The organism is Pedobacter sp. MC2016-05, from assembly GCF_026239735.1.
In the GTDB taxonomy this organism is placed as follows: domain Bacteria; phylum Bacteroidota; class Bacteroidia; order Sphingobacteriales; family Sphingobacteriaceae; genus Pedobacter.
Genome location: NZ_JAPIVT010000024.1, coordinates 29,945 through 52,751, shown reverse-complemented (window position 1 = coordinate 52,751; position 22,807 = coordinate 29,945). Strand labels below are relative to the sequence as shown.

The window sequence follows — 22,807 nt, the reverse complement described above, 5'->3', positions numbered from 1 at the left end:
TTTAATTAAACTGAATGTATGCTAACCAAACGTTAATTAGCGATAAAACATTGATACGAAAATGTTCGTGTTGTCCATGCAGAGCTCTAATCAAGAATCCGCTTGCACCAGACCATTGGACCCATAAAAAAAAACTAAGCACGAAATGCCTTTTGAAATCTCTTGACGCGCTTACTGCTCAGTTAGAAAACTCATTCGAACCATTCTGGACCAATTATTTGAAAAAGCTGGTCTTTACTCTCACGCTTTAGATATGTCTTGCCATCGTGGTATTCCAATGTGGTTTACTCACAGCAGTTGTAACTTATAATGAAATAGCTGAAGATATTCCATATCTTGCGTGGCCCTAATACCTGACCCACGCGGCGGAAATCGATGAATAATAAAAACGAACAGATCAGTTCATTAATTGAGCTCAATGAGGAACTGGAAAACTATTTTCGGAACACCATTATTCCCCAGCTTTTTATCGATGCACACCTGATTCTGCGAAAGTTCACGCCACCGGCGATGCGTCAATTCAGTCTTCAGCTTACCGATGTGGGCAGACCACTCACCGAAATCCACGAAAACTTCCGTTTTCCTACCATTATGGAAAATATTCAGCACGTTATTGATTCCGGAGAGGTGCTTGAAAAAGAAATACAAACCACCGATTTAAGGTGGTACCAGATGAATATTCTGCCTTATATCGTCCAAAAGAATAAAAAAACCAACGGGGTAATCGTCACTTTCGTCGAAATCACCATGCGGATACGTGACCTGAAGGAGCAGGAGAAACTCATTGCAGAGCATGAACTTTTGCTCGATACCATCTCCCATGATATCAAGACGCCATTGACCAGCCTGGGGTTAACCATTGAAATGCTCAAGCAGTTGCCTGAAAAAGGCATGCAGCGATTCCCTGTATTGCTTGAAAAAGTGGAGAACAGTCTGATCAAGATGCAGCACATTATCCATGATCTCACCGATGCCCGTGAAAACGAACACCGGTACAAAGCTGTTGACGAACTGTTGGATTTCGAGCATATTATTGAGGATGTAAGGCTAACCCTGGCCCCACAGATCAAAGAGTCCAAAGCAGTCATCAAAAGCGAAATAGCACATTCAGAAATCAAGTTTGTCCGCCGAAAGCTGAGAAGCGCAGTATATAACCTGGTAAACAATTCCATTAAATACCGTTCAAAAGCACGAACACCTGAAATCCACATTAAAACCTATCAAAAGGATGATTATATGGTGATACAGGTTTCAGATAACGGCATGGGAATTCCTGAGGCTAAACTGGGCAATATTTTCAAAAAATATGAAAGGATATCAAGGTCCGGAGAGGGCTCCGGTATCGGACTGTACCTGGTCAAAGAAATTATCGAAGCATCGGGAGGCAAGATCGAAGTAGAAAGCAGCTTAGGCGAAGGAACAGTATTTCGCTTGCACGTGAAGCTGTAAAATATCATCAAAAGAATATCAGGTCTTAGCTATATGATTAAAGGAGCGCATCCCCGAGACATACAAAATGAACTACTCATTCACCAAAGCAGTTTTTTCCCGAAGTTTTGTTGCGATGCCTTTTGGGGACAGTACATAGTCAGGATGGTCGTTTGCAACAAGGGATCCCGGCATTAATCCGAACTGGGCGGTATCCGGATCCTGCACAATAATCAGGCCTTGCTGATCTTCTATGGCCATCGCACTTTGCAATCCATCCAGCCCTGCTCCGGAAAGGACCACTCCTATCGCAAGATGCCCTACGTCCCTGGCAAGACTTATAAAAAACTCATCGATTCCCCTATTGATGTTTTCCTCTTCTGACCTATCTTAACATCAGCGTACCGTTTATAACTATCATGATTTTGCCTATACCCAGTGCATAGATTTTCTCTTTTCTACTTTTGTATCCTCAACAACTTTTATAACCGGTATATCTGTTACCCTTTTAAGAATCAATGCAAGGTTACTGTTATTGCCTTTTGGAATATGATGGATCAAAACGATTGCAGCATTAAAGGGATGAGCTAACTGACTTAGTATATTTTGTAGTGGCTCAAGGCCCCCTGCTGCTGAGCCGATTGCAATAACAATAAATGCTGATATGTATACTAAATCAATCGCGATGTATTTTTGTTTTGGCTCGATCTCAGCTCAAACACTTATGCATAAAAAATGTTAAGAATACAGTAGCGTAAAATATGAAAAAAGATAGTGAAAAGCATGGCTTCGAGCAACGTTTTAGGGAGTGTGATGCAAAGTTCAATAGTATATTTGAACTCAGCAGCGTCGCCACAAAAATCATAAATTCAGATCTCACCATTTTAAAGGTTAATAAAGCACTTTGTAAGCTGCTCGGTTATACAGCCGAAGAAATTCTGGGCACAAAAATTTTGGATCATGCCTGCGAAGAACATATAGACCACTGGCATCATCTCCAGGAAGAACTGTGGGCTAAACAGGTATCGAACTTTAAGCTAAAAGCATGCCTCTACCGCAAAGACCGGGAAATTGTATGGGTAGATGTGACAACAATTTTATATACCGACCAGGGTGAAACATTCGGTTTTACGGTGCTCGACGACATCACCGGACTGAAACATTTTGAAAATAGCCAAAAGCGGTTAAATGTTGCATTAAAATATTCAGGAACGGCCATATGGGAGCTTGATATCAAATCGGGTGAAGTATTCCGCTCACCTGATCACGACCAGCTCTTTGGTTATGATTCCAATAGTAAAAAATGGTTTTTGGAAGATTACTACCCTCATCTGTCAGAGCGTGATCTGGAAAGCTTTAAAGGCGCTTTACAAAAAATCGCCCAAACGGATGGTCTGGATGTACAGGCCCGGGTACTGCGAAAGGACGGACAACTTCAATGGCTGAACATTAAAGGTACGCCCGAAAAGGATGATTCCGGTCAGGTCGTCAGGGTGATTGGCGTAATCAATGATATCACCAAAGACAAATTGATAGAGCGGCATAAAGATGACTTCATCAGTATTGCCAGTCACGAGCTGAAAACGCCCGTTACCAGTCTTAAAGCTTCACTACAACTTCTCGACCGTAGTCAGGACGGTGCTTCAGAGCGTGTTAAATCGCTGATCCTTCAGGCCAATAAGGGAATCAACAGGATCACTGCAATTATTGACGACCTGTTGAATGCCGGGAAAAATTATGAAGAGCAGCTCTCGCTAAGAAAAGAAGATTTTGACATCTACTTTTTGGCGGAGGAAGTGATAGATCAGTTTGAAACGTTGCCAACTCAATCCATTGAGCTACTGGGACACAAAAATAGTATGCTTACGGCAGACTCGGAAAGAATAGGGCGTGTATTAACCAACCTGATCGGCAATGCCATCAAATACGCCCCTAAATCCAGCAAGATCAAAGTCAACATTGAAAATCAGCAGGATAGCATCCGGGTTTCGATTATTGATAAAGGCCCCGGAATACCCCAAGATAAGATACCACTTCTTTTTGACCGATATTATCAGGCAACAGATAACAAGAACAGCGCTTCAGGTTTAGGCCTAGGGTTGTTCATCAGTGCAAACATTGTCCGCAAGCATCTTGGAAAAATCGGCGTTAGCAGTGATCCCCTCACCGGGACAAATTTTTGGTTTGAGCTGCCAAAGTAAAAACCTTTTTTTTTACAAAAAAAATAATCTAACACGTATTTTCAGAAATAAAAAACCATACATGAGCGCGTAAAATATGCATCTTTCCTGCCTGCAATTTTTTAATATTGCAGATGCCCTTTTTTATTTACCAGTCTTCCTGTGGATAGTTCAAGCGGGAATTCATTAATATTTCAGATGGGATCAAGCAACGCATTCATTCCCAAACCACCTAGAAGTTGATATGCATCATCGACCGGAAATATAACCGTTTTATATATCAGTGTGTAGATTTCGACTGGCATCTTAACGATTTAAAAACCGGCGTAAATAATAGACTTCTATCACTATTATATTCCCGGGATTAACTGAATGATCATGACAGATCACTGATCCCCAAGCTCAGGTTGACCAAATCAGGAATCCAGTAACATTTTTCTTGGCCGAATGTGATAACAATATTGGTGTGAGATCTTATTTTCAGACAGCCGGACGATTAATGAACATCAAAGGTATTTCCACTGGAATCCTTAAGATGACAAAAGAAAAATCCTTGCTCCAGTTTAGCTTATAAACCTTGGTTGCGCTTTATTTTTGAAGTAAGTGCTTCAATCAGAAATCTACACTGCTGAACCTGAATTTCCATATCGGAAATGATCCGATTGGAGGATTGTATAAGCTTTTCTGATCGGTCAAAAAGATCCCTGGTATCAACCTCTCCATCCCACTCAAACTCTTTCTTGATCATCATCAGTCAGTTCTAAAACAATGACACTGCTTTGCCATGATAGGTAAGGAACATGCAGGTCTTCTCATGAAGCAGGAAGATAAAATAATATTCTGCTGAACTTCTATAAAGTTAAACAATTTATTCAAGCTATTGAGTCATAATATTCAATAATAATATGATTAAATGCCTCTCATATCCTCTCAGGATCTCGCCTTATATTTACTTGCTTAGGGTTCTGATAGCTTGTACTATCAACTGATGCTAGAGCCACTTTAAAACAACATTCTGGTATTTATACTATCTTTTGTTTTAAAAAATGTATACCGGAAGATATTGGGTATATTTAACCATGCATTACATTCCTGTTTCCGCAAGTCCAGCAATTGTTTTTAATCACAGGGAACTAATGATCTTGAACATGATTGCTGAAGGATTAACAAATAAGGAAATAGGAGAAATAGTATTTTCCAGTAAGCGAACAGTGGATTCAATACGAATAAGTATGCTTCGAAAGTCAAAGAGTAGAAACACTGCTGCCTTAATAGCCTGCTCATTCAGGTTAGGTATTCTCACTTAAAATATAAATCTGCATGCTGATATGAAGCGTTTGGGAATCATTTTATCCTACAATAGCCTGTCAGGCTGCGGGATAATTAAAGACAATAATGGTCAAAAAATCCGCTTTCATCATGAGGATAACAGAATTGTCTATAACAGATTTGAAGTCGTTCAGTTTTGTATTGGAATGGTAAATAATCGCCTGGTGGCCCAAGAAATAATCAAAATACCAGATAGCGAAGGGAAAACAATGTCATTGGGTAATCTTTACAGCTAACAAAAATTAAAAAAGAACTGCCAGAAGCTGAATTTTTTCAAAGCTTACTTTCCTCCAATATTTAGATATAGCACGGTTTCACAGAAATCCAATCCAATATGCTGTTTTTGGAATGCTTAAAAAAAGCAATCCTGGCCCGCTTACAGCCATTTAAATATATCATTTTAGTTATGCTGTCCTCAAAGTATCAATTGCCAGCACCCATTCCTCTTTACCGCATCTTGTACATTTCGCCGGTGCCGATAATTGTTCAACATTTGCGCAGTGCGTACAGGCATAATCTCCGTTTTCAGATACAACAACAGAACGTTTCGAAAATGGCTTTGGAAAAACGGGCATACCTTTCTTTTTTTCTTCTTTGGCATAAAACAGAAAACTGACCTGACCATTCGACTCTAATACAGCAGTGCGTACCTGACCTACATGTTCGATACTTTGGGTTCTCATTTCGGCAAAAAATTCATCTTGCGCAAAATTTGCATCTCCTTCTTCCTGCAAGGTGAACATACCGTCTTCAATGATATAGGTGGCCTTCCCTTCCAGTATATCTTCAATTCCCTGGTTCTTCGCTGCCAGATAGGTGATCAGGCGATAAATGACCAATATAATGAGAAAAACCAGGAGGGATGGAAATATGGCTGATTCACTGCTCAGCATAGGATCCCCTGCAGCAGAACCCAGTGAGATAATAATTGCTACTTCAAAAATACTCAACTGCCTTACCCCCTTCTTGCCAGAAGAGCGAAGAAAGACAAGAACAAAAGTAAACATGATGATCGTTCGAAGGCCGATTTCTAGTGCAAGGCTTAAGTCGAGATCTTTAAGAAATAAATTCTGGTAATCAATATCTGCAATCATGTGTTTATTGGAAACAAAATAATTATCTAAGTTTAGTTTTGGATAATAGCGCCGATTTTCTTCAGCAGGAAGTCTATCTCGAAAGGTTTGGATACAAAAGCACTTGCTTCACATGATCGTTTGATCTGCAGCTCATCATACTTGGCACTCATCATGACTATTGGCGTCGATCTGGTATTATCATTTGTTTTCAGCATCGCACATACCTCCATTCCGTTGCCATCTGGGAGCATAACATCCAATAAAAAAAGATCAGGATAATGAAAGGTATCCCTGTTCATAAACTCTGTGATGTTACTGAAACTACGCACCTCATAATTTTCGTCAGAAAGGATCATGGTTATAACATCCCTGATCCCCTCGTCATCTTCCAATAAATCTATTTTTTTTCTCATTACCTCCAGCTATGAAAATAGAATCAATTTTCATGAGGTTTTGTTTTGGCAATTAAAATTTGTTACAGGAAAGTTCAGCAATATGAGATGAGGCGACGAGCAGAAGGGATATTCAATTAAACAGCGAGTCATCGAGACATTGCGATTAGGAGCTGAATAACCGGATTCTGAAATCAAAGTCTATAGGAGAAAATGATAACTTAATTTTTGCTAATTTAAGTTAAGATCCAGGTGACTTTGGAGAAATAAAAACGAATAGCGTTTTCTTGTTCCAGGGATAAAAGCTTTTTTATGTTTTCAGCAATCCAAACCTGTAAGCGAAGGATATCAACGAAGCTGCATTTTTGGTATGGGTTTTTGCGATCAGCTTTTTACGTATGCCCTCCGCCTTGGATGGAATAACATTCAATTCAGCACTAATTTCGTTATAGGTTAATCCCTGGGCGATCAATTCTATCATTCTGATATCCAGGGCACTAATACCCATGATGTTTAGTGAGACGTTTTTATTCAGATTCATGGATCAAATATAGTGTAAAATTTACACTTACTATTAAAATATGACTGATTAAAACTACATAAAATCGTTTATTTGACATTTATCATCAATATTTCTCCTATATACGTTCGCTGAATAATTGATTGGCTTTTCAATCAATAATAGCGCCATACTGATATTCCTGGATATGAATTTGAAATCAAGCATTGTTCTCTTATCAAAAAGATACCTATATCAGATTTTGACAAACACATCTATTTCATCATTTTACGTTTTGGCAAAATTATAGTATTTCTCTCTCGCTTGTTCACTGTAGCTGTATGGCAAAAAGTGTGTTACACCTAATAAAAGGTCACGTCAGGCAAATCCGTTGTGATACTCTATAAGATGATGACTTTATAGCGCACAAATGCTTTACAACTATTATGAATATTCTTTTTAACTTTGGGGCCCATCAACCTATGATAAAAGCTTTATTGAACGAAAGAAATGCCATATTAGCGGCAATTGTAGCGAATTCTGATGATACGATTATCAGTAAAACGCTCGATGGCATCATTATGAGCTGGAATCCTGCCGCCGAAAAAATGTTCGGCTACCTGGAAACTGAAGCTATTGGCAAGCATATTTCGCTAATCATTCCACCCGATCGCCTTGAGGAAGAAACCTTTATCATTTCACAGATCAAGGCAGGTCAAAAAGTAGCTCATTTCGAAACGGTCAGATTAACCAAATTCGGCACACTGATTCCGATTTCAGTGACCGTTTCCCCGGTCGTTGCTGAAGATGGAAAAATCATCGGCGCATCAAAGATTGCAAGGAATATCAGCGAGCAGATCTTGTTACAGCAGGAAAAAGCACGGCTTTATGAGCAGGTGAAAACGCTCAGTGAGAGACAAAATGAATTCATAGGATTGGCAAGCCATGAACTGAAAACGCCGCTGACCAGTTTAAACGGCTATCTACAAATCCTTGAAAAAACAAGCGGAGACCAGAAGTCTAAGCACATCATTAGCAGAGCTGCCCAGCAGGTAAAAAAAATAACGGCCCTGATCGATGACTTATTGGATATCACAAAGATACAAGCCGGAAAGCTACTGCTGACGACCGAAGCCAACAATATCAAACGCATCATCGAAGACAGTATTGAGCTCATGGTACATGTCCATCCCGAGCATGAGTTTAAATTCCGCACCGATATTGATGCGTTAAGCATCATGCTCGATGCGCAAAGGATCGAACAGGTACTTGTAAATCTGTTGACCAACGCGATCCGGTACTCACCTTCATCAAAGCTTGTGGAGATCTCTCTCGAAGTGAATGATAACCAGGTCATCATCAGTGTCCGTGACCAGGGACCAGGTATACCAGAGGATAAATTTGAGCTGATTTTTTCCCGGTTCTACCGCATGCAGGAAAGCGGTACGCAAGGTCTCGGGCTTGGTCTATTTCTCTGTAGCGAAATCATACAACGCCATGGCGGAAAGATCTGGGTAGAAAGCAAATTAGGCGAAGGAAGCACTTTCCGTTTTACTTTGCCCCTGCAGGCCAATTAATGCATGTTAACTTGCTCAAGTTAAGATTTCCAGAAACCCTAAAAATCCGGAATGTCAGCAACATATTGGTATTTAAAATGCAGTATAAGTGTAGCTAATCCACAACATTATATCCTGGTCAAACAAAACTCCCGCTGGAATTGTGTATAAAATTCAGATCTAAGGTATAGCAGAAATCCTATAAGTAAACGCAGATGAATTTACAGAACGAATACGGAGAAGCAAAATGGAACGACTTCGGGGGCAGATCACCACTGATTGCAGTCTTTCAGTCTTATCATGAGCTCAATCCGGAGATTGAGCAGATAATCAACAAAGAGACATTCCCGGTATCCTTTCCAAAGGGCAAACACATTGCCTCTCCGCTTAAACGCAATCGGTACATATTTCCGATCATCAGAGGCGCTGTACATGGATATATTAAAGCAGGGAATCATAAAATCACTACCTGGATTGCTGCAGATTTCGAACTGGCCGGCAGTATCCGAAACCTATGGCAAGAAGTGGATTCCGAGGAATACATTGAAAGCATTAAACCTGTGCTCGCCATAGCGGTGCCGCATTCCATGTCCAGGTATTTGTACAATCATTTCCCGATCGCCAACTATGTAGGAAGGAAGATGACCGAAATCTATTTCAGGGGCGCTTCTGAGCGGGCATATATAGCCAAGCTGCCCACAGCGGCCAAGCGCTACGATCGGTTTCGGCATATTTACCCTCACCTGCTCAATAGGGTACCACTAAAATACATTGCATCCTTTTTGGGGATGAGACTCGAGACCCTGAGCAGAATCAGAACTGCCATAGCGAAAACAGAAGCAGGTGAAGCGTAAGAATCAATCAAATATAGTTAACAACATACTTCAAAAGATGATTAATACATTCTAAAACAGCTGATCGCTAAGCTGTTATTTCAGACTTCCAGCATATCATAAAGACTATCCAGACGTCCAGCCATTCAAGTTAATTGAAAAGCGTCAGGTCAGGACCCGAAGGCTTATTGTTGTCCTCATCTTTATTGCGGGCGTTATTGATCTTTTTATCCACCTGCCAGCCTTTCAGCAAATCATTATTAACCGGATGCAGTACAGTTAACCGTTCCCTGGAAGGCAGCTCACGGTCCAGCCAGATCGCGCTTTCTGCCTGGGAAAGGATGCAGGGCATGCCGTCATGAATCTTGGACATAAATTCATTGGCCGGTTGCATGATCATGGTACAGGACGGGATCACGATACCAGTCTTTGGATCTTTCCAACTGTCCCAAAAACCCGCAATCAGCATGAGTGCCTCGTCTCTGCGTTCAAAAAAATAGGGCTGCTTCTGGGTACTGCTCCTGTCCCATTCATAAAACCCTTCCACCACAAAAACACAATGACGCCGTCCGATCAGGTTTTTATAGGTCGGTAAAGCGTGCATGGTTTCAATACGGCAATAAGTGGTAGCAAATTTGGGCGTTTCAACCGAAAATGAGGGAATAAGCCCCCATTTGACATAATGAAGTTTGCCCGAACGGGCATCCAATATTACAGGCATATCCGTGCCCGGAGGCCGGTTGGTGTCCTTTTCTTTAGCTTCCTCGCCAAGGATAAGACCTGCCTTTGCCGCCATGGCCTTACTCTCCCCTATCAGTGTTCTTCCGCACATAACTTGTCTTCTTATCTTAAATAACTTGTATAATATCACTCCATCGGGTGGTGTAACCCTTGGATAGGTATTCATGTTTAAGCCGCCACTTTTTTTCATACCCTTCAGTCGCCATTCTCAGCGTTCCCCTTCCATAGGCCAGGTTCAGCCGGTCAAGCACAGCAGATACCGTATCTTTCTTTCCTCCATCATGATCAGAAAACATATTAAGCTGCAGTTCGCTTTCAGGAATGAGTCCTGTAGCAATGACCCCGGCCTTTCTGTACTTGATCCCATATCTGAAAAGTTTTTGGGACACTTTCACCGCAATACCCACCAGATCAGTGGTACTGTTACTGGCGATCAGCAGCTTGTGGGTATGACTGGGAAAATGCTGTGGATGGTCCTCCCGGTTTTTATTGGTATATAAAAACACCTGAAGGTACACGCAGCGCAGCTTTTGGGCACGAAGCTTCTCAGCCAGTCTGCTCGCATATAGCGCAAGCGCCTCAGCCAGAATCTCCGGGCTTTCGATATAGTTCCGGAAAGAGCGGCTTACGGTAATGCCTTTGGTGGTTTCGCGGATTTCGTCCAGCGGAATGGCAGGTCTCCCCCATAGCTCATTGTACATGCGCTGGCCCATGATGGTCATATTCTGCTTGAACCACATTTCGGGCATCTCCCTCAGCTGGGCCACCGTTTCTATCTTCAGTGCTTCGAACTTTTTATAGTATTGCCTGCCAACGCCCCAGAGATCGTGCACAGGAAAATCCCTGACCGCGTCCGAAATCTTCTCATCAGTATCAAGTACCAGTACCCCATTGTGTTTTTTAGCAAGCTTATTGGCCAGCTTGGCAAGCGTCTTTGTAGGCGCAACGCCAATTGAAACCGGGATACCGGTATTCTGGATCACCGCATTTCTGATTTTTGGCGCATAGCTTTCAAGGTTCCTGATACCACCCAGCCAGCCAAAGGCCTCATCAATGCTGTAAACATCCAGCCGGGGAAACCAGCGGCCAAGCTGATTCATCACACGTTCGCTCATATCCCCGTAAAGCACATAATTGCTGGAAAAAACGTGTATGTGGTATTTTTTGATCAGGTCCCTGACCAGAAACTCCGGATCCCCCATCTTAATGCCAAATGCTTTTGCTTCCTCGCTCCTGGCAATGACACATCCATCATTGTTGCTCAATACAACAATGGGTTTGCCTGTAAGTTCCGGACGAAACAGCCGTTCTGCCGAGGCATAAAAGTTATTGCAGTCACAGAGCGCAAACATGGCGGCACTTTCCGGTTTTTAAAGATTTGGGCAATACATTCCGGCAGACCGAGGTCACCACTCCCCATATCTGAAGGGTATCCATTTCGGTCTGGTAGATTGTTCCGGTATCGTTTTTAAGTTGGGGGATACTGTTTATCACCTGATAGATCCGGCAGGAAAAATTCCCGTCTATAAAAGCGATAACAGTAGTACCATTTTTCGGGGACAGGCTTCGATCAATGATCAGAATATCTCCATCATGAATGCTCACCGAGGACATGGCCTCTCCTTTCATCTGAAAATAAAAGGTAGAATGGGGATCAACAACCAGCCTGCCGGCAATATCAAGTCTGCCTTCCAAATAATCTGCCGCCGGAGACTGAAACCCCGAAATCTTCTGCTCTGCTCTTTTCTCAAATGCCCTGATCATAAATATCCTTGCCTTTATACAACACAAATTTATGCTAATATTTTTAGTAATCAAACAAGAGGGATCAAATTTTATTAGCAAAAAATACAACCAGACGGAATAGCGATAATGACGGCCGGGCTTATATTCAACGGGTATACCCACCAAGCTGAATATTTTTCGCCTGATTTAAAACCTTTTCTATCATTGATCGTTGGGGAATAAAAATCAATCTATACCTATGAACCAGACTGAATTTACCTTAATACTTAGTGAACACTCTGAATTCCTGCTTTCCCACGCCCTTAAGTTTACAAATGATGAAGACGATGCGAAAGATTTGATGCAGGAAACCCTGATCAAGGGCATGAGGTTTGCTGAAAAGTTTGATGAAGGAACAAACCTCAAAGGATGGCTTTATGTGATCATGAAAAATACATTTATCAATGATTTCCGGAAAAACACCAAAAAGAAAGAGTTGATTACCACTGATGATGAAATCAGTAGTGCCCAGCTGAAAACGAGTGCCACAGTGAATACTTCAACCACCACATTTGCCATGGAAGATATATCAAAAGCCATGGACTCGATAAAACCGGAATATAGCATTCCATTTCAGTTGCACTTCGAAGGGTATAAATATGAAGAAATTGCCGAACAGCTGGATATTCCTGTAGGAACCGTCAAGACACACATCAATCAGGCGAGATTGGGATTAAAAAAATATCTTACCATGTACAGACCATAAAATATACTCCCAATACAGGTACCGTATTTTCACTTTCAAAAACTTCTAGCCCCCTTTACAAATGAGTGATGAGTTCATCGTCTGGGGTGCGTAAATTGAGCAACAATCCCAATTTTATGTGAAGGGGAAACAATCACAAACGCCAAATTATTAAAGCAAACTATCAAAGACATATTTTCAAACGATAACTTTTGCCTGAAAATCAGCCCTTCATCAATCAGAGTTTTTTAACATTTACAGCCATCAAACCCTTTTTCCCTTCTTCGGTATCGTATTCAACAACGTCTCCCGGTTTGAGATCGCGTACCAGAAGTCCGGTAACGTGGACAAATAAATCTTCTGATGTTTCATCCGGAGTGATGAATCCATAACCTTTTTCTCCATTGTACATTTTAACTTTTCCCTGTGCCATGTGCTGATATATTTTAATATCGTTTAAGATAGTTTTAAATATCGAGCTAGCGAAATTAACCTGGCCAGCGTACACTAGATCAAGAAGAAGTTCTTAAAAGGTATCGATTGAGCCCATTTAAAATAACGGCGTCAATGAGGACTTTCAAAAATCAAATATCCTATCCCTTAGCAAAGAAGTCATACGATGCATTTAATTCAATCATTTGCATTTATTTCACTTAAAATCAGCATTTTATACACAAAAAAGACATGATGAATAGAATGATACTTTTATTCCTTTTTATCCTAAATGCTCATTGCTGGGCACAAACGCCACAAGAACAAATAAATAAAGTCATAATCAAGCAAGAAACGGACTGGAACAAAAATGATATGTTATCCTATGCAGATTCCTTTACTGAGGATGGAACGCTCATAAACTTTCTGGGTTTGTTCTGGAAAGGAAAAAGCGAGATTATAAACCAGTTTAAGCTGATCAATGATTGTTGTATAAAACCCACTCAGGTCAAGTTCGATATTTCAAAGACACACTTCCTGAGCGACAAGGCAGCAATTGTATACATCAAAGAAACTCTGATCGCAAAACAGGATTACCAGGTGCCTGGAAAGACAGTTAGAAAAGGAAACACAGATCATAAGATGATTACGGCAGTCTTTGTCAAGCAAGAGAACAATTGGAAAATACGTTCTATGCAGGTTACTCAAATAGTACCCATGCCTCCAAAGTAAGTCTACTCCATCATGAACTAAAATATCTTACCTAACTGCGTTCATGGAAAGCGTATCAATGTTACTGATGCATTTAATCTACTGAGATTATTTTATTGAACCCGATGATATGAGAAGCTATACCATTCGCATCATATACAGGTTTCCCATATGCTTTTAACCAGTGGATGGAACCATCACGCCATTTAACCTGATACTGGGCCTGATAAATTCCGTGGCTACGGACAGCTTCGTCAACCGCAAGCTTTATCTTTTCCCGGAATTCGGGCAGTATTGCTGCGAAAAGATCCTTATAACTGAACCGCTCGGATTCGCCGTAACCATAGTTTTGTTTCATCTGTACATTGGCCGCCATCTCACCAGAGGCAAACTCAACAATCGTATATCCCAGACCGGTATCTTCGATAGCATTGAGCAATACTTCGTTGGCCTGTTCGCTTATTTTTTTTAAGAAAATCTGGCTGGTAATATCATCGAGAAGAAAAATAATGTTATCGGGCTCATCACCCATCCGGCCAACGGGTTGCAGTGAAAGGTTTGCATATATGTATTTGGGTCCATCCTCGAAGTTTAAAGACAGGATTGTAGTCGGTAATAAAGAATGCAGAGTTTTTGGTAATTAGGAATACAGTATTTTTGGTAAGAATGGTGCAGAGAAAATGGCACTAATAAATACAGAGTCCGTTTCAAAAGTAGTTTAATATTTCTACGATTCAAAGAAAGTTTGCCGGTTCTGTAGCCTGAAACTATCTCCAGTAAGATTAACCACTTCACACTTAAAAAGTAACCTGTCGAGCAGTGCCGTTGCAATGACTTCATCCTCCAGCATTTTTGCCCATTCGGTTGGTTTTTTATTGGTGGTAACTACGATTGAAGTGGACTCATAAATGTGGTTTATAAAGTTGAAAAATGCCACTGCCATGTTCTTCTCCAATGGAAAAAGCATAATGTCATCAAGCACTAGCATATTAGCTTTTGCCAACCTGTTATATTCAAGCATTTGCGATTTTACGAAGTCCTTTGTTCTGAGGGTATTTATAATCTCATCCATTGACCTTAAATAAGCCTTATAACCAGCTTTGACCGCATCACGGCACAATCCCGCTGCCAAATGTGTCTTCCCTGTTCCCGAGGGCCCCATCAATACCATATTAAACAATTGATCCATCCAGTTTAGCTCCCTGAGCTGTGCCAGCCTTTCGGTCCTAAGCCCATTTTTTTCCGGATCGTAATGCTCAAGATCACTGCTTCTGGGCAAGCCAGCTGCCTTCATCCGCTTGGCCTCATCTTTTTGTTGACGGTGTTCCACCTCGCTCTTCAATAGCTGCAGTGCGAACTCCATAAACCCAATCCGATTTTTTTCGGCATCATTCACGATGCCCTCTAGACTCGCGCCCATGCCGGTAAGCATAAACTTGCTGCAAAGCTGTTTGATCTCTTGTTTCTGTACTTCCATGATTTTTGTTTTTAGTTATGGGGCCATGTCAAATGGCCCCACTTTTGTTATTTTTGATTAAATATTTCATCGTAGTTATCCAGATCACTCTGTTGTGGAGCCGTGTCTGCATTTCTGCGGCTTTCCCCACTCAATGGGTTGAGCTGGATGATTTTTATCTCAGGTGCATCTTCAGTTTTATTCTCCCGGAGCATACTCTTTACAACTGCCTTGAAGTCTGTTGCGCTTACAATGTTGTGGCTACATGCATAATCCAATGCACGTGAGGCAATCACAGGATCCAGACCAACTACCGTGGACCTTAACGACTGGATCTGATCACGTATATATCGTGGTTTATGGTCTCTGATCTGACTGAGCCAGTTTATGGCCTTGAGTTTGTTCTCCATCAGATCGCAGAAGCCCTCCATCATTTCCACAATAGCAGTCTCCTTGTCCCGGCCATGGTCCCGTGAAAGGATTTTCTGGCCTTTGAGCATGCAGAGCTCGTGCCTGCATATTTCGGTGTTGCTGTGGTCCATGATAATGATCTGCTCATAGGTGACCTTGAGGAGTACGGTTTTTGATTTTTTGTAAGTACCCAATGGAACACTGTAGACATTGCTTTTGTAAGAGATCTTATTGTCCTTGTGAACGGTATAGGCAGGGTATTCTACTGGTTTGGTCTGGGTTGGCTGCCAGGGGATTAAAAAAGCCTGCTCAATGGTAAATTCCTCAAGTGGAATCAGTTTGGTTGTACCATGTAGCATGAGGTTTGCTGTTCTGGATAGCCATGCCAATACATCGGAGTTCAGCGTTTCCATATCCCTGAAAGAGCGGTTATAGAGAAAGTTCTGTTTTACATACTTGACCGCGTTCTCTACCTTGCCTTTACTCTCCGGGTCGGCCTTTCTGCAGAAGTGGGTGGTAAAGCCGGATGAGCGGACATAAGCACGGAAACCAGCGGTCATAACGATATCACCCAGGTTTTCTGAAACCATAAAAAGCCTATCCTGATCATAAACAATCTCCAGTGGTTGCCCTCCAATGAACTGAAAAGCTTTTTCATGGGCATCTATAACCGATTCAGTAGTGAAAGGAGTATCACTGAAATAGATATATTTGTAACGGGACCGCGCCAGCACAAAAGTAAAGAACTGGACTTTTTTGGTTCTGCCCTGAGTGGTTGACATATTGTAGAAACCAAAATCGACCTGTGCCTGCTGACCATAAGGCAGCTCCGGAACAGCGAAATAATCTCTTTGTGGCTCAGTCTTTGGGATATTGAATTTGTTCCTGACAGAACGCACAAAGTTGAAAGCGGTCTTTGGGCTAACAATTGGGAAATTAACATTGTGCTCCTTCAGCCAGTCGTGCATCTGGGCTGCAGAGGTAGCCGGATAGAGGATAAGCTTTTCCCGAACGAACTCTTCATAGGCATCAAGGGAACTTTTTCTGCCCAGTGGCACTTCTAATTGTTGAAGGTAAGCTTCCTCGCTCAGGAGTAATAGACGTTTTACGGTACGCCAGTCCATTACCAGGTGCTCGGCAATCTTCTGAATGGAAAAACCTGCTCTTTCCATTTGGTGAACTTCATGATAGATCATAAGTTTGTTTAAATAATAGTTCATTGAATCCCTTGTATTTTGTGGTGAAGCACAAGGGTGTTCTAATCTTTTGGGGCTTTGCCCCAAAAGGTGAACTATGTATTTATTCTTGCCAATTTCTCGACATCATTCTTGCCAATTTCTCTGTATTCTCGGTTACGAAAAATCCTGTATTTTTAATTACCGATCACAAGGATTCTATATTATGGCCATTCCTCCTACGCTTGTTGCATTATCAGTCAGTGGAATGACAGCACTATTGTGTATGATTTTTTTTTTAATACTTAATGAACTTATATCAGACTTTTTAATGGCCAAATTAACATCTTCCACAATGAACATCCATCCTATGTCGAATCTGTATATGCTTCTTGCCGGAGCGGCAGCATTCGGTCTGATCGGTGCACTGTTGGCCACACCCTTAGCAGCTATGATAAAAGTGGATAAACCGGAGTAGATTGACCCCGTCTCACCAGGAATAGATTTGTTGTAAGCTTTTGACTGAATGCATATTTTTAAATTGGCGAGAAGGGGTCAAAGGTATTGGTATATCCACACATTAGCATTCCATCTTCTTTTCCGTAAAATCTGAAATTTAGCGCTTAAGCATTCATCAATCCGGTTTATCAGATTTAGGATTTCGCCGACCGGGCTTTCCCTTGTTCTACTGAAAAGACTTGCCAAATCCATTGATTCTTGAAACAGGATATTGGGTCCTGATTTCCGAATATCAAAACATTCGTGAGTCATGTGCATTAAAATAAAATCATCTAAATTAGGATTGAGACTTAAGCGCAAGCGAGATGATCCTCACTTTCCGGGCCACTAAATCATTGCCTAGCCTAACGGCTGGCTCTCGTCTACTCTTACAGCAAATCAGCACAGGATAATCTCGCACAAAGACAAGGTTAACCATTAAATAGGCTCATCTCTCTTTCATACTCACCACTATATGTTAGCTTTATTAGTTATCCTCACCATTCCCCAATAAACTAAGGATATATTTATCGATATATAGCTGCTTTTCTTTTGATTTGTACTGCTGAATAAATCTTGGATGTTCCAATACCGTTAAGCGCTCGAATAGTTTTGCTTCTCTGTTCAGCTTTTCTATAAAGAAAGCGTTTTTCTTGCCAAGCACAAAAACCTCGGACACATCTAAGCCCATATCGATGTGTTGCTTCAAACTGGAAATCATAAATCCTTTGAGCTGCTCAAACAATGCAGGCTCATCATAATAGTTGGCATTAACCCATCTCTTTTCTTTGGTTAGCTTAACAATAGCTAAGGGAAAGGGGGAATTGATATAAAACTGACTGTAAAACTGATCAGCCCCGCCAAACTGCGCAATCATGTCATACATAAATACGGAAGATATTTCGTGAGTATGAGCGGAATGCATCCCGATGCCACAAACGCTATCCAATCTTTTGGTATCCGTAAAAGGGACGCCGGTTACACCAGCCCCCTTTCGACTCGGATTTATTCCGACAATAAATTTTCGGGTATTAAAATCCCCATAAAACCTACGATAAAATTTCTTCATGACCTCTATCGTTTCTGCATTATCGAAATAAGGATTAAGCACATGGAAACCTTCAGGAAGTTCACCCGAATAATGCAACTGACAATTGAAATCTATAACCCGCTCTCCGAAATCCTTTAACTTCATTTTTTAATATAACATTTCCCATTAAAACGGTTAAAACAATCAGAAGCGTGTATCCTAAGAATATGAACTTATATTAAGATGTGGAAAATATTGGTGAAGTCGTCATTCTAGACAGAAACACCCCGACCCTAAACTCCCATATGAGTTTGTTCACGCTAGCTAAACCTCCAGATTAATTCCATAAAAATAAGATAGCCTGTAATTTACTACCGCGTTCAATACGAACCTGTTTCTTCTAGTCCCTGTTCAAAACAACATATTAACATGGATATAAAGGGTAGATACAGCTTAGATCAGCTCAACCACTAAAAAGAGAACCTGAACTTATCCAGAGGCTAAAAGTGCAATTTTCAAGGCTAAAACACCATCTTCTATGGTTACCTTAAGTTTATGGTCCTTATTCTCTATTCTTTGTATCAGATCACTCAATATAGATTGCACACACTTCCCATACACCTCGCCTTTAGATTGATTAATTTCAAAAGTACCCCTAATCACTTCATCTATGGGATAAGCAATTCCACCAAAAAGTCTGGTGGCTGTATCATTGCTGTTCTCAACGCTACCCCATCCCTCAGGTCTCGACATGTCTTCTGATGATTCCAATGACTCACTTTTTTGGATTGTCCAACCCGGTAGCTCACTGATTTCTGCCTTGGTCTTATTGTTCACCATTGCGTGTATTTTTCCTTTCAGGGGCATCCAGCCTTCAATTTCTATTCTCGCCAGGTCATATGCAAGTTGTATAGTGGTCTGTTCAAACATTCCCGGTCCCGAGAAAGCATGATAATAACTGCCCATCAACCCATCATCATATACAACCATAGCCGCTACCCGGTCGCGCTGCTTACTGTTCCGGTGATGTGAAGCCCCAAATACCTGCTGAAAATTCTGTTTGGTCAGTGAATTGACAATATCAAAAAAATGTACACCATGTTCCACCAAGATGCCACCGGACATCTCTTCATCCCAGAACCAGTGTTCTATCGGCAAGGCCTCATCCTGGGCATAATTATTCACCACAACATGCCTCAATTCTCCAAAGGCACCACTTTCACCCAGTTCTTTAACTTTTTGCATGATGCTATTATACCGGATCATGTGATTTACAGTGATGATTTTGCCGGTTTCTTTCTGTACTTTAAGAATTTCCTCTGCCGTCTCTTCTGTTATGGCTACTGGTTTTTCGAGTAATACATGTTTGCCTGCCTTCATTGCTTCGCATGCCATCTCCGCATGTAAGCCCGGTGGAGTAACAATACTAACAATATCGATGTTCGGATCGCCGAGCAGCTCTTTCCAATCATAGTAAACCTTGCAGCCAGGAATATCGTGGGTGCGCTGACCGGTTTCAGCGATGGCAACAACCTTTGTATTTTCCATCTTATCAAACCAATGGTGAAGAAACTTTCCGAATCCACCGTAACCAATTATTCCTATTCTATAGTTTTCCATGTGCAAATGCGTGATCAGTTGTATTACTATATTCTAACCAGTGTTGTGCGCAATTGGTTTTACCTTTCGTAGATATACGGTAGATAAAGTGTGTGGATAGGAACCCCGATTGTAAGTGAATAGATGAAGAACATAAAAATATTTATTCCAGCTTATTGGATTTAACCGTATGCAACTTAAACATATCATAAAGCGTTGGCTCAATTGCCATTTCTGCAAAAGCATGGTCATCCACCCATACACCAGCAGCCATTTGAGCAGCCCGATCTATAATATTCTTTTCAATGGTTGAAGTGATGCGGGTGACTTCTCAAATCGGTTACCATTACCTCCTCATTCCTAGTTGAATCAATAATGTCGGTATCTACCATAATTTCCCTATATGGATCAGCTTGAATCATTTCTATTAATCAGCAGGTGTCGAAAGAAGATCCGTAAGTGTAGTAATTCCACCAAACAAGAATAGCCTAAACACCTCGGGCGATAATTGCTTCAATTTATTTGGCTAAGGTGATAAGCAATCAAAACATTATTGTTTTAAACGGATTGTATTCTTACAACAACTCCTTACACTATGAAAACGAAACTTTTTATATTAACTGTTGCACTAGGTCTGGCACTAAGTGCATGCAATGGTAAACAGGCGGATGAGAAGAATGCTGACGAAATGAACCAATATACTGATAGTACAACAGGTCAAGATTCATTGAGTGCCGACACTACTCATGATAAAACCACCAACGCACCGGCCGATGCTGGCACAGAAAACAAACAATAACCATTTTTCCGTGGTTAATTGGCGTCCAGTTTGAGAAGGCTGGGCGTTTTTTGGGTTGATGCCTGGAGTTGGTATATTCTGGTCAAATTTATGACCGGGATATGTAAAGTTTCAAACCAGACAAATCCTGCCAATACTCTGAAATCTATATCTTTTTACGATAAATGGAGTGTACCATTTGGAAAATGATAAGAGCTGGATTTCGTAGATCTGAGTGATCCTTTATTTGGAGGATTGATGAAATAGATGGGGCGCTTTTCAATGAGCTTAAAACAATTAACAAAACAATCTTACCTAAGCAAAATCAAATTGGCTTTCGTTTTAGCCACATCTGGCATCAACTCAACAATACCCCATGCCACTGCATAGATACGGTTAGGTGCCGTCTTGCCTTTCATTGCTGCCCAGGTTGTCTGTTCATATTCAGGCTATACAAACCTATCAACGTGATGGGCTGGGCATTTCGGCGAAACGGGGTGACAGTTTAAATGCGGAACGACGACCATTTTTTGTCCAAATTGCCCTTGCCAAAAATTTAAATACAGATTCATCGCCAGCTATTGAAATTTCATCCTGTCCAACAGATCCATGAAGTATTGCGCACTCCAGATTTCCAGTATTCTGTCATCTTTAATAAATGGTCTGACATCTTCCTTTACATTTTCAAATGAGACAGTGCTAAACTTCTCTTTCAACATGTGCAACACATCTTTTTCCTTTAGTTCATCCTCCTTCCAGTCGCCAGTATCTTTAGCACGCTTTGCAAAATGATTTAGGTCGAGCGGAATTCCTTTTTTTATATACCACTCCAGATCATACCAGTCTCTGCCTTTAACTCTGTTTATCCATTTACGGAACAAAAGTGCATGCATTTTCCCGGCGAATAAACTTGGTCTGTCAAAACACCTCACATAAAAAGAGAACGGGCGTGTTAGCAATTTCATTTCCGTCGTAAATCCCAGAGGCGGTTGACGATCCACTTCAATTTTAATCTTCATAGATCTATTCGTAGATTTTATACCGGCCTGTTTTACAATATCCTCCAGTACCAGTTCTTTCCATTCTGTTTCAGATTTCAGAAAAGCCGAATCAATATTTGTTTTTTGCTTTTTGTCCTTTTCCCGGATACTAACTTTCATGCCGATGGATTCGAATTCAGTTACAATAGCATTAAAGAAGGGTTCAAGAGAAAAATCCGGATCCGCTTCCAATAATGAAAAATCCAGATCTTCAGAAAATCGGTCCAGCCCGTAAAATATACGAAGCGCCGTTCCGCCATAAAAAGCTGCATTCTCGAAAAAATTTGTTCGTGAGAGACCCGCCAAGGCAACATCCTGCATAATTTCCCGTAGTGCTGAAAGTACTTCCTCCGTATTTTGCGGATTGTACTCTGCAATCCATTCTTTGATCATATCTTCTCAAGTGTTTTAACCAGTATTCTTAAACTCTCATTCTTAGGCGCATCCTTAATCCATAAACTGAGCGCTTTAAGATCAAACTTCTCAAGCAATGCCCGATCCATTCGCAGATCATCCAGTAAAAAACTGAGCGTTTGGGCCCTACTTCTTAAAATAAGTCCTGAGGTAGTGATTATTTTATCACACAAAGCTTTTTCCGGTGTTGCGATAACCGCCACCTGTCCAGGAGACAGTTCTATACTTAAGGTTCCGAAACTATAGTATGGGAAGGGCATAGCGCGATAGCTAAATGTTCCTTTTGGCGTTTTGTACTTCTTTGAAAGCTTGAGTGTAATAGAGCTAACCTGATAAACCCGCTCAGGGATCAGCCCCCAGTATGACATCGCAGACTCAAGCGATACGTAACTGGGTCCCCACAAATGGTTTGCGATCACGAAAAGTTCCGGGCCCGCCACATCTAAGCTGACCCCAGGAACATATAAACCTTTTTTTAGCTGAATCAGATCACCATGTTTTATCAATTCACTAATTTTGTCATTAGGTCTTTTGTAATCCTTGAGCATATCCAATATAACTAATCTATTCAAAGGCGCGTTTGTAAAAGCCTTTACTGAATTTCTAAAATTCATAAGTGTTAATATTTACATCTAAAATCGGATTTTTTCCGATTAAATACAAATTATTATCAATTAAAATGGACAAATAAATATTTAAAAAACGGATTTTTTCCTATTATCAACTGATAGTTATACAGGAATGTTAATCTCCAGATAT

25 protein-coding genes and 1 pseudogene are annotated in these 22,807 nt (G+C 41.0%); 10 read left to right on the top strand and 16 right to left on the bottom strand.

What is annotated here, in order from left to right; all coding sequences use genetic code 11:
* The first annotated feature begins 375 nt into the window (after positions 1-375).
* The gene (locus OQZ33_RS21675; RefSeq protein WP_265801558.1) at positions 376-1,449 is read left to right on the top strand and encodes a sensor histidine kinase; all 1,074 of its coding nucleotides are present in this window, start codon (positions 376-378) and stop codon (positions 1,447-1,449) included.
* Positions 1,450-1,521: 72 nt separating this feature from the next.
* Here the strand turns inward: OQZ33_RS21675 and OQZ33_RS21670 are convergent.
* Positions 1,522-2,070: pseudogene (locus OQZ33_RS21670) on the bottom strand (chemotaxis protein CheB).
* A gap of 119 nt (positions 2,071-2,189) precedes the next feature.
* Here OQZ33_RS21670 and OQZ33_RS21665 point away from each other — a divergent pair.
* The gene (locus tag OQZ33_RS21665) at positions 2,190-3,629 is read left to right on the top strand and encodes a sensor histidine kinase (RefSeq protein ID WP_265801556.1); all 1,440 of its coding nucleotides are present in this window, start codon (positions 2,190-2,192) and stop codon (positions 3,627-3,629) included.
* Positions 3,630-4,176: 547 nt separating this feature from the next.
* On the opposite strand, the gene OQZ33_RS21660 is transcribed toward OQZ33_RS21665, so the two are convergent.
* Positions 4,177-4,359 (bottom strand): hypothetical protein, encoded by a 183-nt coding sequence (locus tag OQZ33_RS21660; protein WP_265801555.1) that lies wholly within the window; start codon positions 4,357-4,359, stop codon positions 4,177-4,179.
* 295 nt (positions 4,360-4,654) lie between these two features.
* On the opposite strand from OQZ33_RS21660, the gene OQZ33_RS24610 reads away from it, so the two are divergent.
* Positions 4,655-4,915, top strand: a complete 261-nt coding sequence (locus OQZ33_RS24610) for a LuxR C-terminal-related transcriptional regulator (protein WP_416338772.1) — start codon at positions 4,655-4,657, stop codon at positions 4,913-4,915.
* 21 nt (positions 4,916-4,936) lie between these two features.
* Positions 4,937-5,173: a hypothetical protein gene (locus OQZ33_RS21655; RefSeq protein WP_265801554.1), complete on the top strand. Its 237-nt coding sequence runs from the start codon at positions 4,937-4,939 to the stop codon at positions 5,171-5,173.
* Between the two features lie 168 nt (positions 5,174-5,341).
* Here the strand turns inward: OQZ33_RS21655 and OQZ33_RS21650 are convergent, their stop codons facing one another.
* From OQZ33_RS21650 to OQZ33_RS21640, 3 genes are all read right to left on the bottom strand, one after another.
* Complete coding sequence (locus tag OQZ33_RS21650; protein WP_265801553.1) at positions 5,342-6,031, bottom strand: DUF421 domain-containing protein; 690 nt, start codon at positions 6,029-6,031, stop codon at positions 5,342-5,344.
* 32 nt (positions 6,032-6,063) lie between these two features.
* Complete coding sequence (locus OQZ33_RS21645) at positions 6,064-6,426, bottom strand: response regulator transcription factor (protein ID WP_265801551.1); 363 nt, start codon at positions 6,424-6,426, stop codon at positions 6,064-6,066.
* Between the two features lie 289 nt (positions 6,427-6,715).
* A complete protein-coding gene (locus OQZ33_RS21640) occupies positions 6,716-6,946 on the bottom strand; it encodes a helix-turn-helix transcriptional regulator (protein ID WP_265801550.1) in 231 nt (76 codons plus the stop codon).
* A gap of 440 nt (positions 6,947-7,386) precedes the next feature.
* Between OQZ33_RS21640 and OQZ33_RS21635 the strand changes: the two genes are divergently transcribed.
* Together OQZ33_RS21635 and OQZ33_RS21630 are read left to right on the top strand one after the other, a co-directional pair.
* The gene (locus OQZ33_RS21635) at positions 7,387-8,481 is read left to right on the top strand and encodes an ATP-binding protein (protein WP_265801549.1); all 1,095 of its coding nucleotides are present in this window, start codon (positions 7,387-7,389) and stop codon (positions 8,479-8,481) included.
* A 194-nt stretch (positions 8,482-8,675) separates the two neighbouring features.
* Positions 8,676-9,314 (top strand): Crp/Fnr family transcriptional regulator, encoded by a 639-nt coding sequence (locus OQZ33_RS21630; protein WP_265801548.1) that lies wholly within the window; start codon positions 8,676-8,678, stop codon positions 9,312-9,314.
* 130 nt (positions 9,315-9,444) lie between these two features.
* On the opposite strand, the gene OQZ33_RS21625 is transcribed toward OQZ33_RS21630, so the two are convergent.
* Genes OQZ33_RS21625 through OQZ33_RS21615 form a run of 3 tightly spaced genes read right to left on the bottom strand, consistent with a single transcriptional unit; the run spans position 9,445 to position 11,798 of the window.
* Entirely contained in the window at positions 9,445-10,125 is a 681-nt protein-coding gene (locus OQZ33_RS21625) for an SOS response-associated peptidase (RefSeq protein WP_265801547.1), read from the bottom strand.
* Between the two features lie 16 nt (positions 10,126-10,141).
* A complete protein-coding gene (locus tag OQZ33_RS21620) occupies positions 10,142-11,386 on the bottom strand; it encodes a Y-family DNA polymerase (RefSeq protein WP_265801546.1) in 1,245 nt (414 codons plus the stop codon).
* The gene (locus OQZ33_RS21615) at positions 11,370-11,798 is read right to left on the bottom strand and encodes a LexA family protein (protein ID WP_265801544.1); all 429 of its coding nucleotides are present in this window, start codon (positions 11,796-11,798) and stop codon (positions 11,370-11,372) included. The genes OQZ33_RS21620 and OQZ33_RS21615 overlap by 17 nt, the downstream gene beginning before the upstream one ends.
* A gap of 220 nt (positions 11,799-12,018) precedes the next feature.
* On the opposite strand from OQZ33_RS21615, the gene OQZ33_RS21610 reads away from it, so the two are divergent.
* Complete coding sequence (locus OQZ33_RS21610; RefSeq protein ID WP_265801542.1) at positions 12,019-12,525, top strand: RNA polymerase sigma factor; 507 nt, start codon at positions 12,019-12,021, stop codon at positions 12,523-12,525.
* Between the two features lie 217 nt (positions 12,526-12,742).
* On the opposite strand, the gene OQZ33_RS21605 is transcribed toward OQZ33_RS21610, so the two are convergent.
* The gene (locus tag OQZ33_RS21605; RefSeq protein WP_265801540.1) at positions 12,743-12,937 is read right to left on the bottom strand and encodes a cold-shock protein; all 195 of its coding nucleotides are present in this window, start codon (positions 12,935-12,937) and stop codon (positions 12,743-12,745) included.
* 251 nt (positions 12,938-13,188) lie between these two features.
* Here OQZ33_RS21605 and OQZ33_RS21600 point away from each other — a divergent pair, with 251 nt between their 5' ends.
* Positions 13,189-13,668 (top strand): SgcJ/EcaC family oxidoreductase, encoded by a 480-nt coding sequence (locus OQZ33_RS21600; protein ID WP_265801538.1) that lies wholly within the window; start codon positions 13,189-13,191, stop codon positions 13,666-13,668.
* A gap of 73 nt (positions 13,669-13,741) precedes the next feature.
* Here OQZ33_RS21600 and OQZ33_RS21595 read toward each other — a convergent pair whose 3' ends face one another.
* From OQZ33_RS21595 to istA, 3 genes are all read right to left on the bottom strand, one after another.
* Positions 13,742-14,179: a PAS domain-containing protein gene (locus OQZ33_RS21595; RefSeq protein ID WP_265801536.1), complete on the bottom strand. Its 438-nt coding sequence runs from the start codon at positions 14,177-14,179 to the stop codon at positions 13,742-13,744.
* Between the two features lie 195 nt (positions 14,180-14,374).
* Positions 14,375-15,124, bottom strand: coding sequence for an IS21-like element helper ATPase IstB (gene istB, locus OQZ33_RS21590; RefSeq protein WP_265801535.1), 750 nt, complete (start codon positions 15,122-15,124; stop codon positions 14,375-14,377).
* 47 nt (positions 15,125-15,171) lie between these two features.
* Positions 15,172-16,734 carry an IS21 family transposase gene (gene istA, locus OQZ33_RS21585; RefSeq protein WP_265801534.1) on the bottom strand — a complete coding sequence of 521 codons (1,563 nt, stop codon included), beginning with the start codon at positions 16,732-16,734 and terminating at the stop codon, positions 15,172-15,174.
* 73 nt (positions 16,735-16,807) lie between these two features.
* On the opposite strand from istA, the gene OQZ33_RS21580 reads away from it, so the two are divergent.
* Positions 16,808-17,167, top strand: coding sequence for an AI-2E family transporter (locus OQZ33_RS21580; RefSeq protein WP_322975117.1), 360 nt, complete (start codon positions 16,808-16,810; stop codon positions 17,165-17,167).
* Positions 17,168-17,674: 507 nt separating this feature from the next.
* On the opposite strand, the gene OQZ33_RS21575 is transcribed toward OQZ33_RS21580, so the two are convergent.
* Together OQZ33_RS21575 and OQZ33_RS21570 are read right to left on the bottom strand one after the other, a co-directional pair.
* Positions 17,675-18,382: an SMUG2 DNA glycosylase family protein gene (locus OQZ33_RS21575; protein WP_265801533.1), complete on the bottom strand. Its 708-nt coding sequence runs from the start codon at positions 18,380-18,382 to the stop codon at positions 17,675-17,677.
* Positions 18,383-18,706: 324 nt separating this feature from the next.
* Positions 18,707-19,837 carry a Gfo/Idh/MocA family oxidoreductase gene (locus tag OQZ33_RS21570; protein ID WP_265801532.1) on the bottom strand — a complete coding sequence of 377 codons (1,131 nt, stop codon included), beginning with the start codon at positions 19,835-19,837 and terminating at the stop codon, positions 18,707-18,709.
* A gap of 574 nt (positions 19,838-20,411) precedes the next feature.
* Between OQZ33_RS21570 and OQZ33_RS21565 the strand changes: the two genes are divergently transcribed.
* Positions 20,412-20,615 (top strand): hypothetical protein, encoded by a 204-nt coding sequence (locus OQZ33_RS21565; RefSeq protein WP_265801531.1) that lies wholly within the window; start codon positions 20,412-20,414, stop codon positions 20,613-20,615.
* 557 nt (positions 20,616-21,172) lie between these two features.
* Here OQZ33_RS21565 and OQZ33_RS21560 read toward each other — a convergent pair.
* Both OQZ33_RS21560 and OQZ33_RS21555 read right to left on the bottom strand, forming a co-directional pair.
* Positions 21,173-22,027, bottom strand: coding sequence for a nucleotidyl transferase AbiEii/AbiGii toxin family protein (locus OQZ33_RS21560; RefSeq protein ID WP_265801530.1), 855 nt, complete (start codon positions 22,025-22,027; stop codon positions 21,173-21,175).
* A complete protein-coding gene (locus OQZ33_RS21555; RefSeq protein WP_265801528.1) occupies positions 22,024-22,662 on the bottom strand; it encodes a type IV toxin-antitoxin system AbiEi family antitoxin domain-containing protein in 639 nt (212 codons plus the stop codon). The genes OQZ33_RS21560 and OQZ33_RS21555 overlap by 4 nt, the downstream gene beginning before the upstream one ends.
* Positions 22,663-22,807 lie beyond the last annotated feature (145 nt).

What these genes read in the sequence shown, in the direction of transcription:
- OQZ33_RS21675 (WP_265801558.1), top strand. Translation starts at nt 376, where the DNA reads ATGAATAATAAAAACGAACAGATCAGTTCATTAATTGAGCTCAATGAG.
- OQZ33_RS21665 (WP_265801556.1), top strand. Translation starts at nt 2,190, where the DNA reads ATGAAAAAAGATAGTGAAAAGCATGGCTTCGAGCAACGTTTTAGGGAG.
- OQZ33_RS21660 (WP_265801555.1), bottom strand. Translation starts at nt 4,359, where the DNA reads ATGATGATCAAGAAAGAGTTTGAGTGGGATGGAGAGGTTGATACCAGG.
- OQZ33_RS24610 (WP_416338772.1), top strand. Translation starts at nt 4,655, where the DNA reads ATGTATACCGGAAGATATTGGGTATATTTAACCATGCATTACATTCCT.
- OQZ33_RS21655 (WP_265801554.1), top strand. Translation starts at nt 4,937, where the DNA reads ATGAAGCGTTTGGGAATCATTTTATCCTACAATAGCCTGTCAGGCTGC.
- OQZ33_RS21650 (WP_265801553.1), bottom strand. Translation starts at nt 6,031, where the DNA reads ATGATTGCAGATATTGATTACCAGAATTTATTTCTTAAAGATCTCGAC.
- OQZ33_RS21645 (WP_265801551.1), bottom strand. Translation starts at nt 6,426, where the DNA reads ATGAGAAAAAAAATAGATTTATTGGAAGATGACGAGGGGATCAGGGAT.
- OQZ33_RS21640 (WP_265801550.1), bottom strand. Translation starts at nt 6,946, where the DNA reads ATGAATCTGAATAAAAACGTCTCACTAAACATCATGGGTATTAGTGCC.
- OQZ33_RS21635 (WP_265801549.1), top strand. Translation starts at nt 7,387, where the DNA reads ATGATAAAAGCTTTATTGAACGAAAGAAATGCCATATTAGCGGCAATT.
- OQZ33_RS21630 (WP_265801548.1), top strand. Translation starts at nt 8,676, where the DNA reads ATGAATTTACAGAACGAATACGGAGAAGCAAAATGGAACGACTTCGGG.
- OQZ33_RS21625 (WP_265801547.1), bottom strand. Translation starts at nt 10,125, where the DNA reads ATGTGCGGAAGAACACTGATAGGGGAGAGTAAGGCCATGGCGGCAAAG.
- OQZ33_RS21620 (WP_265801546.1), bottom strand. Translation starts at nt 11,386, where the DNA reads ATGTTTGCGCTCTGTGACTGCAATAACTTTTATGCCTCGGCAGAACGG.
- OQZ33_RS21615 (WP_265801544.1), bottom strand. Translation starts at nt 11,798, where the DNA reads ATGATCAGGGCATTTGAGAAAAGAGCAGAGCAGAAGATTTCGGGGTTT.
- OQZ33_RS21610 (WP_265801542.1), top strand. Translation starts at nt 12,019, where the DNA reads ATGAACCAGACTGAATTTACCTTAATACTTAGTGAACACTCTGAATTC.
- OQZ33_RS21605 (WP_265801540.1), bottom strand. Translation starts at nt 12,937, where the DNA reads ATGGCACAGGGAAAAGTTAAAATGTACAATGGAGAAAAAGGTTATGGA.
- OQZ33_RS21600 (WP_265801538.1), top strand. Translation starts at nt 13,189, where the DNA reads ATGATGAATAGAATGATACTTTTATTCCTTTTTATCCTAAATGCTCAT.
- OQZ33_RS21595 (WP_265801536.1), bottom strand. Translation starts at nt 14,179, where the DNA reads ATGGGTGATGAGCCCGATAACATTATTTTTCTTCTCGATGATATTACC.
- istB (WP_265801535.1), bottom strand. Translation starts at nt 15,124, where the DNA reads ATGGAAGTACAGAAACAAGAGATCAAACAGCTTTGCAGCAAGTTTATG.
- istA (WP_265801534.1), bottom strand. Translation starts at nt 16,734, where the DNA reads ATGAACTATTATTTAAACAAACTTATGATCTATCATGAAGTTCACCAA.
- OQZ33_RS21580 (WP_322975117.1), top strand. Translation starts at nt 16,808, where the DNA reads ATGTATTTATTCTTGCCAATTTCTCGACATCATTCTTGCCAATTTCTC.
- OQZ33_RS21575 (WP_265801533.1), bottom strand. Translation starts at nt 18,382, where the DNA reads ATGAAGTTAAAGGATTTCGGAGAGCGGGTTATAGATTTCAATTGTCAG.
- OQZ33_RS21570 (WP_265801532.1), bottom strand. Translation starts at nt 19,837, where the DNA reads ATGGAAAACTATAGAATAGGAATAATTGGTTACGGTGGATTCGGAAAG.
- OQZ33_RS21565 (WP_265801531.1), top strand. Translation starts at nt 20,412, where the DNA reads ATGAAAACGAAACTTTTTATATTAACTGTTGCACTAGGTCTGGCACTA.
- OQZ33_RS21560 (WP_265801530.1), bottom strand. Translation starts at nt 22,027, where the DNA reads ATGATCAAAGAATGGATTGCAGAGTACAATCCGCAAAATACGGAGGAA.
- OQZ33_RS21555 (WP_265801528.1), bottom strand. Translation starts at nt 22,662, where the DNA reads ATGAATTTTAGAAATTCAGTAAAGGCTTTTACAAACGCGCCTTTGAAT.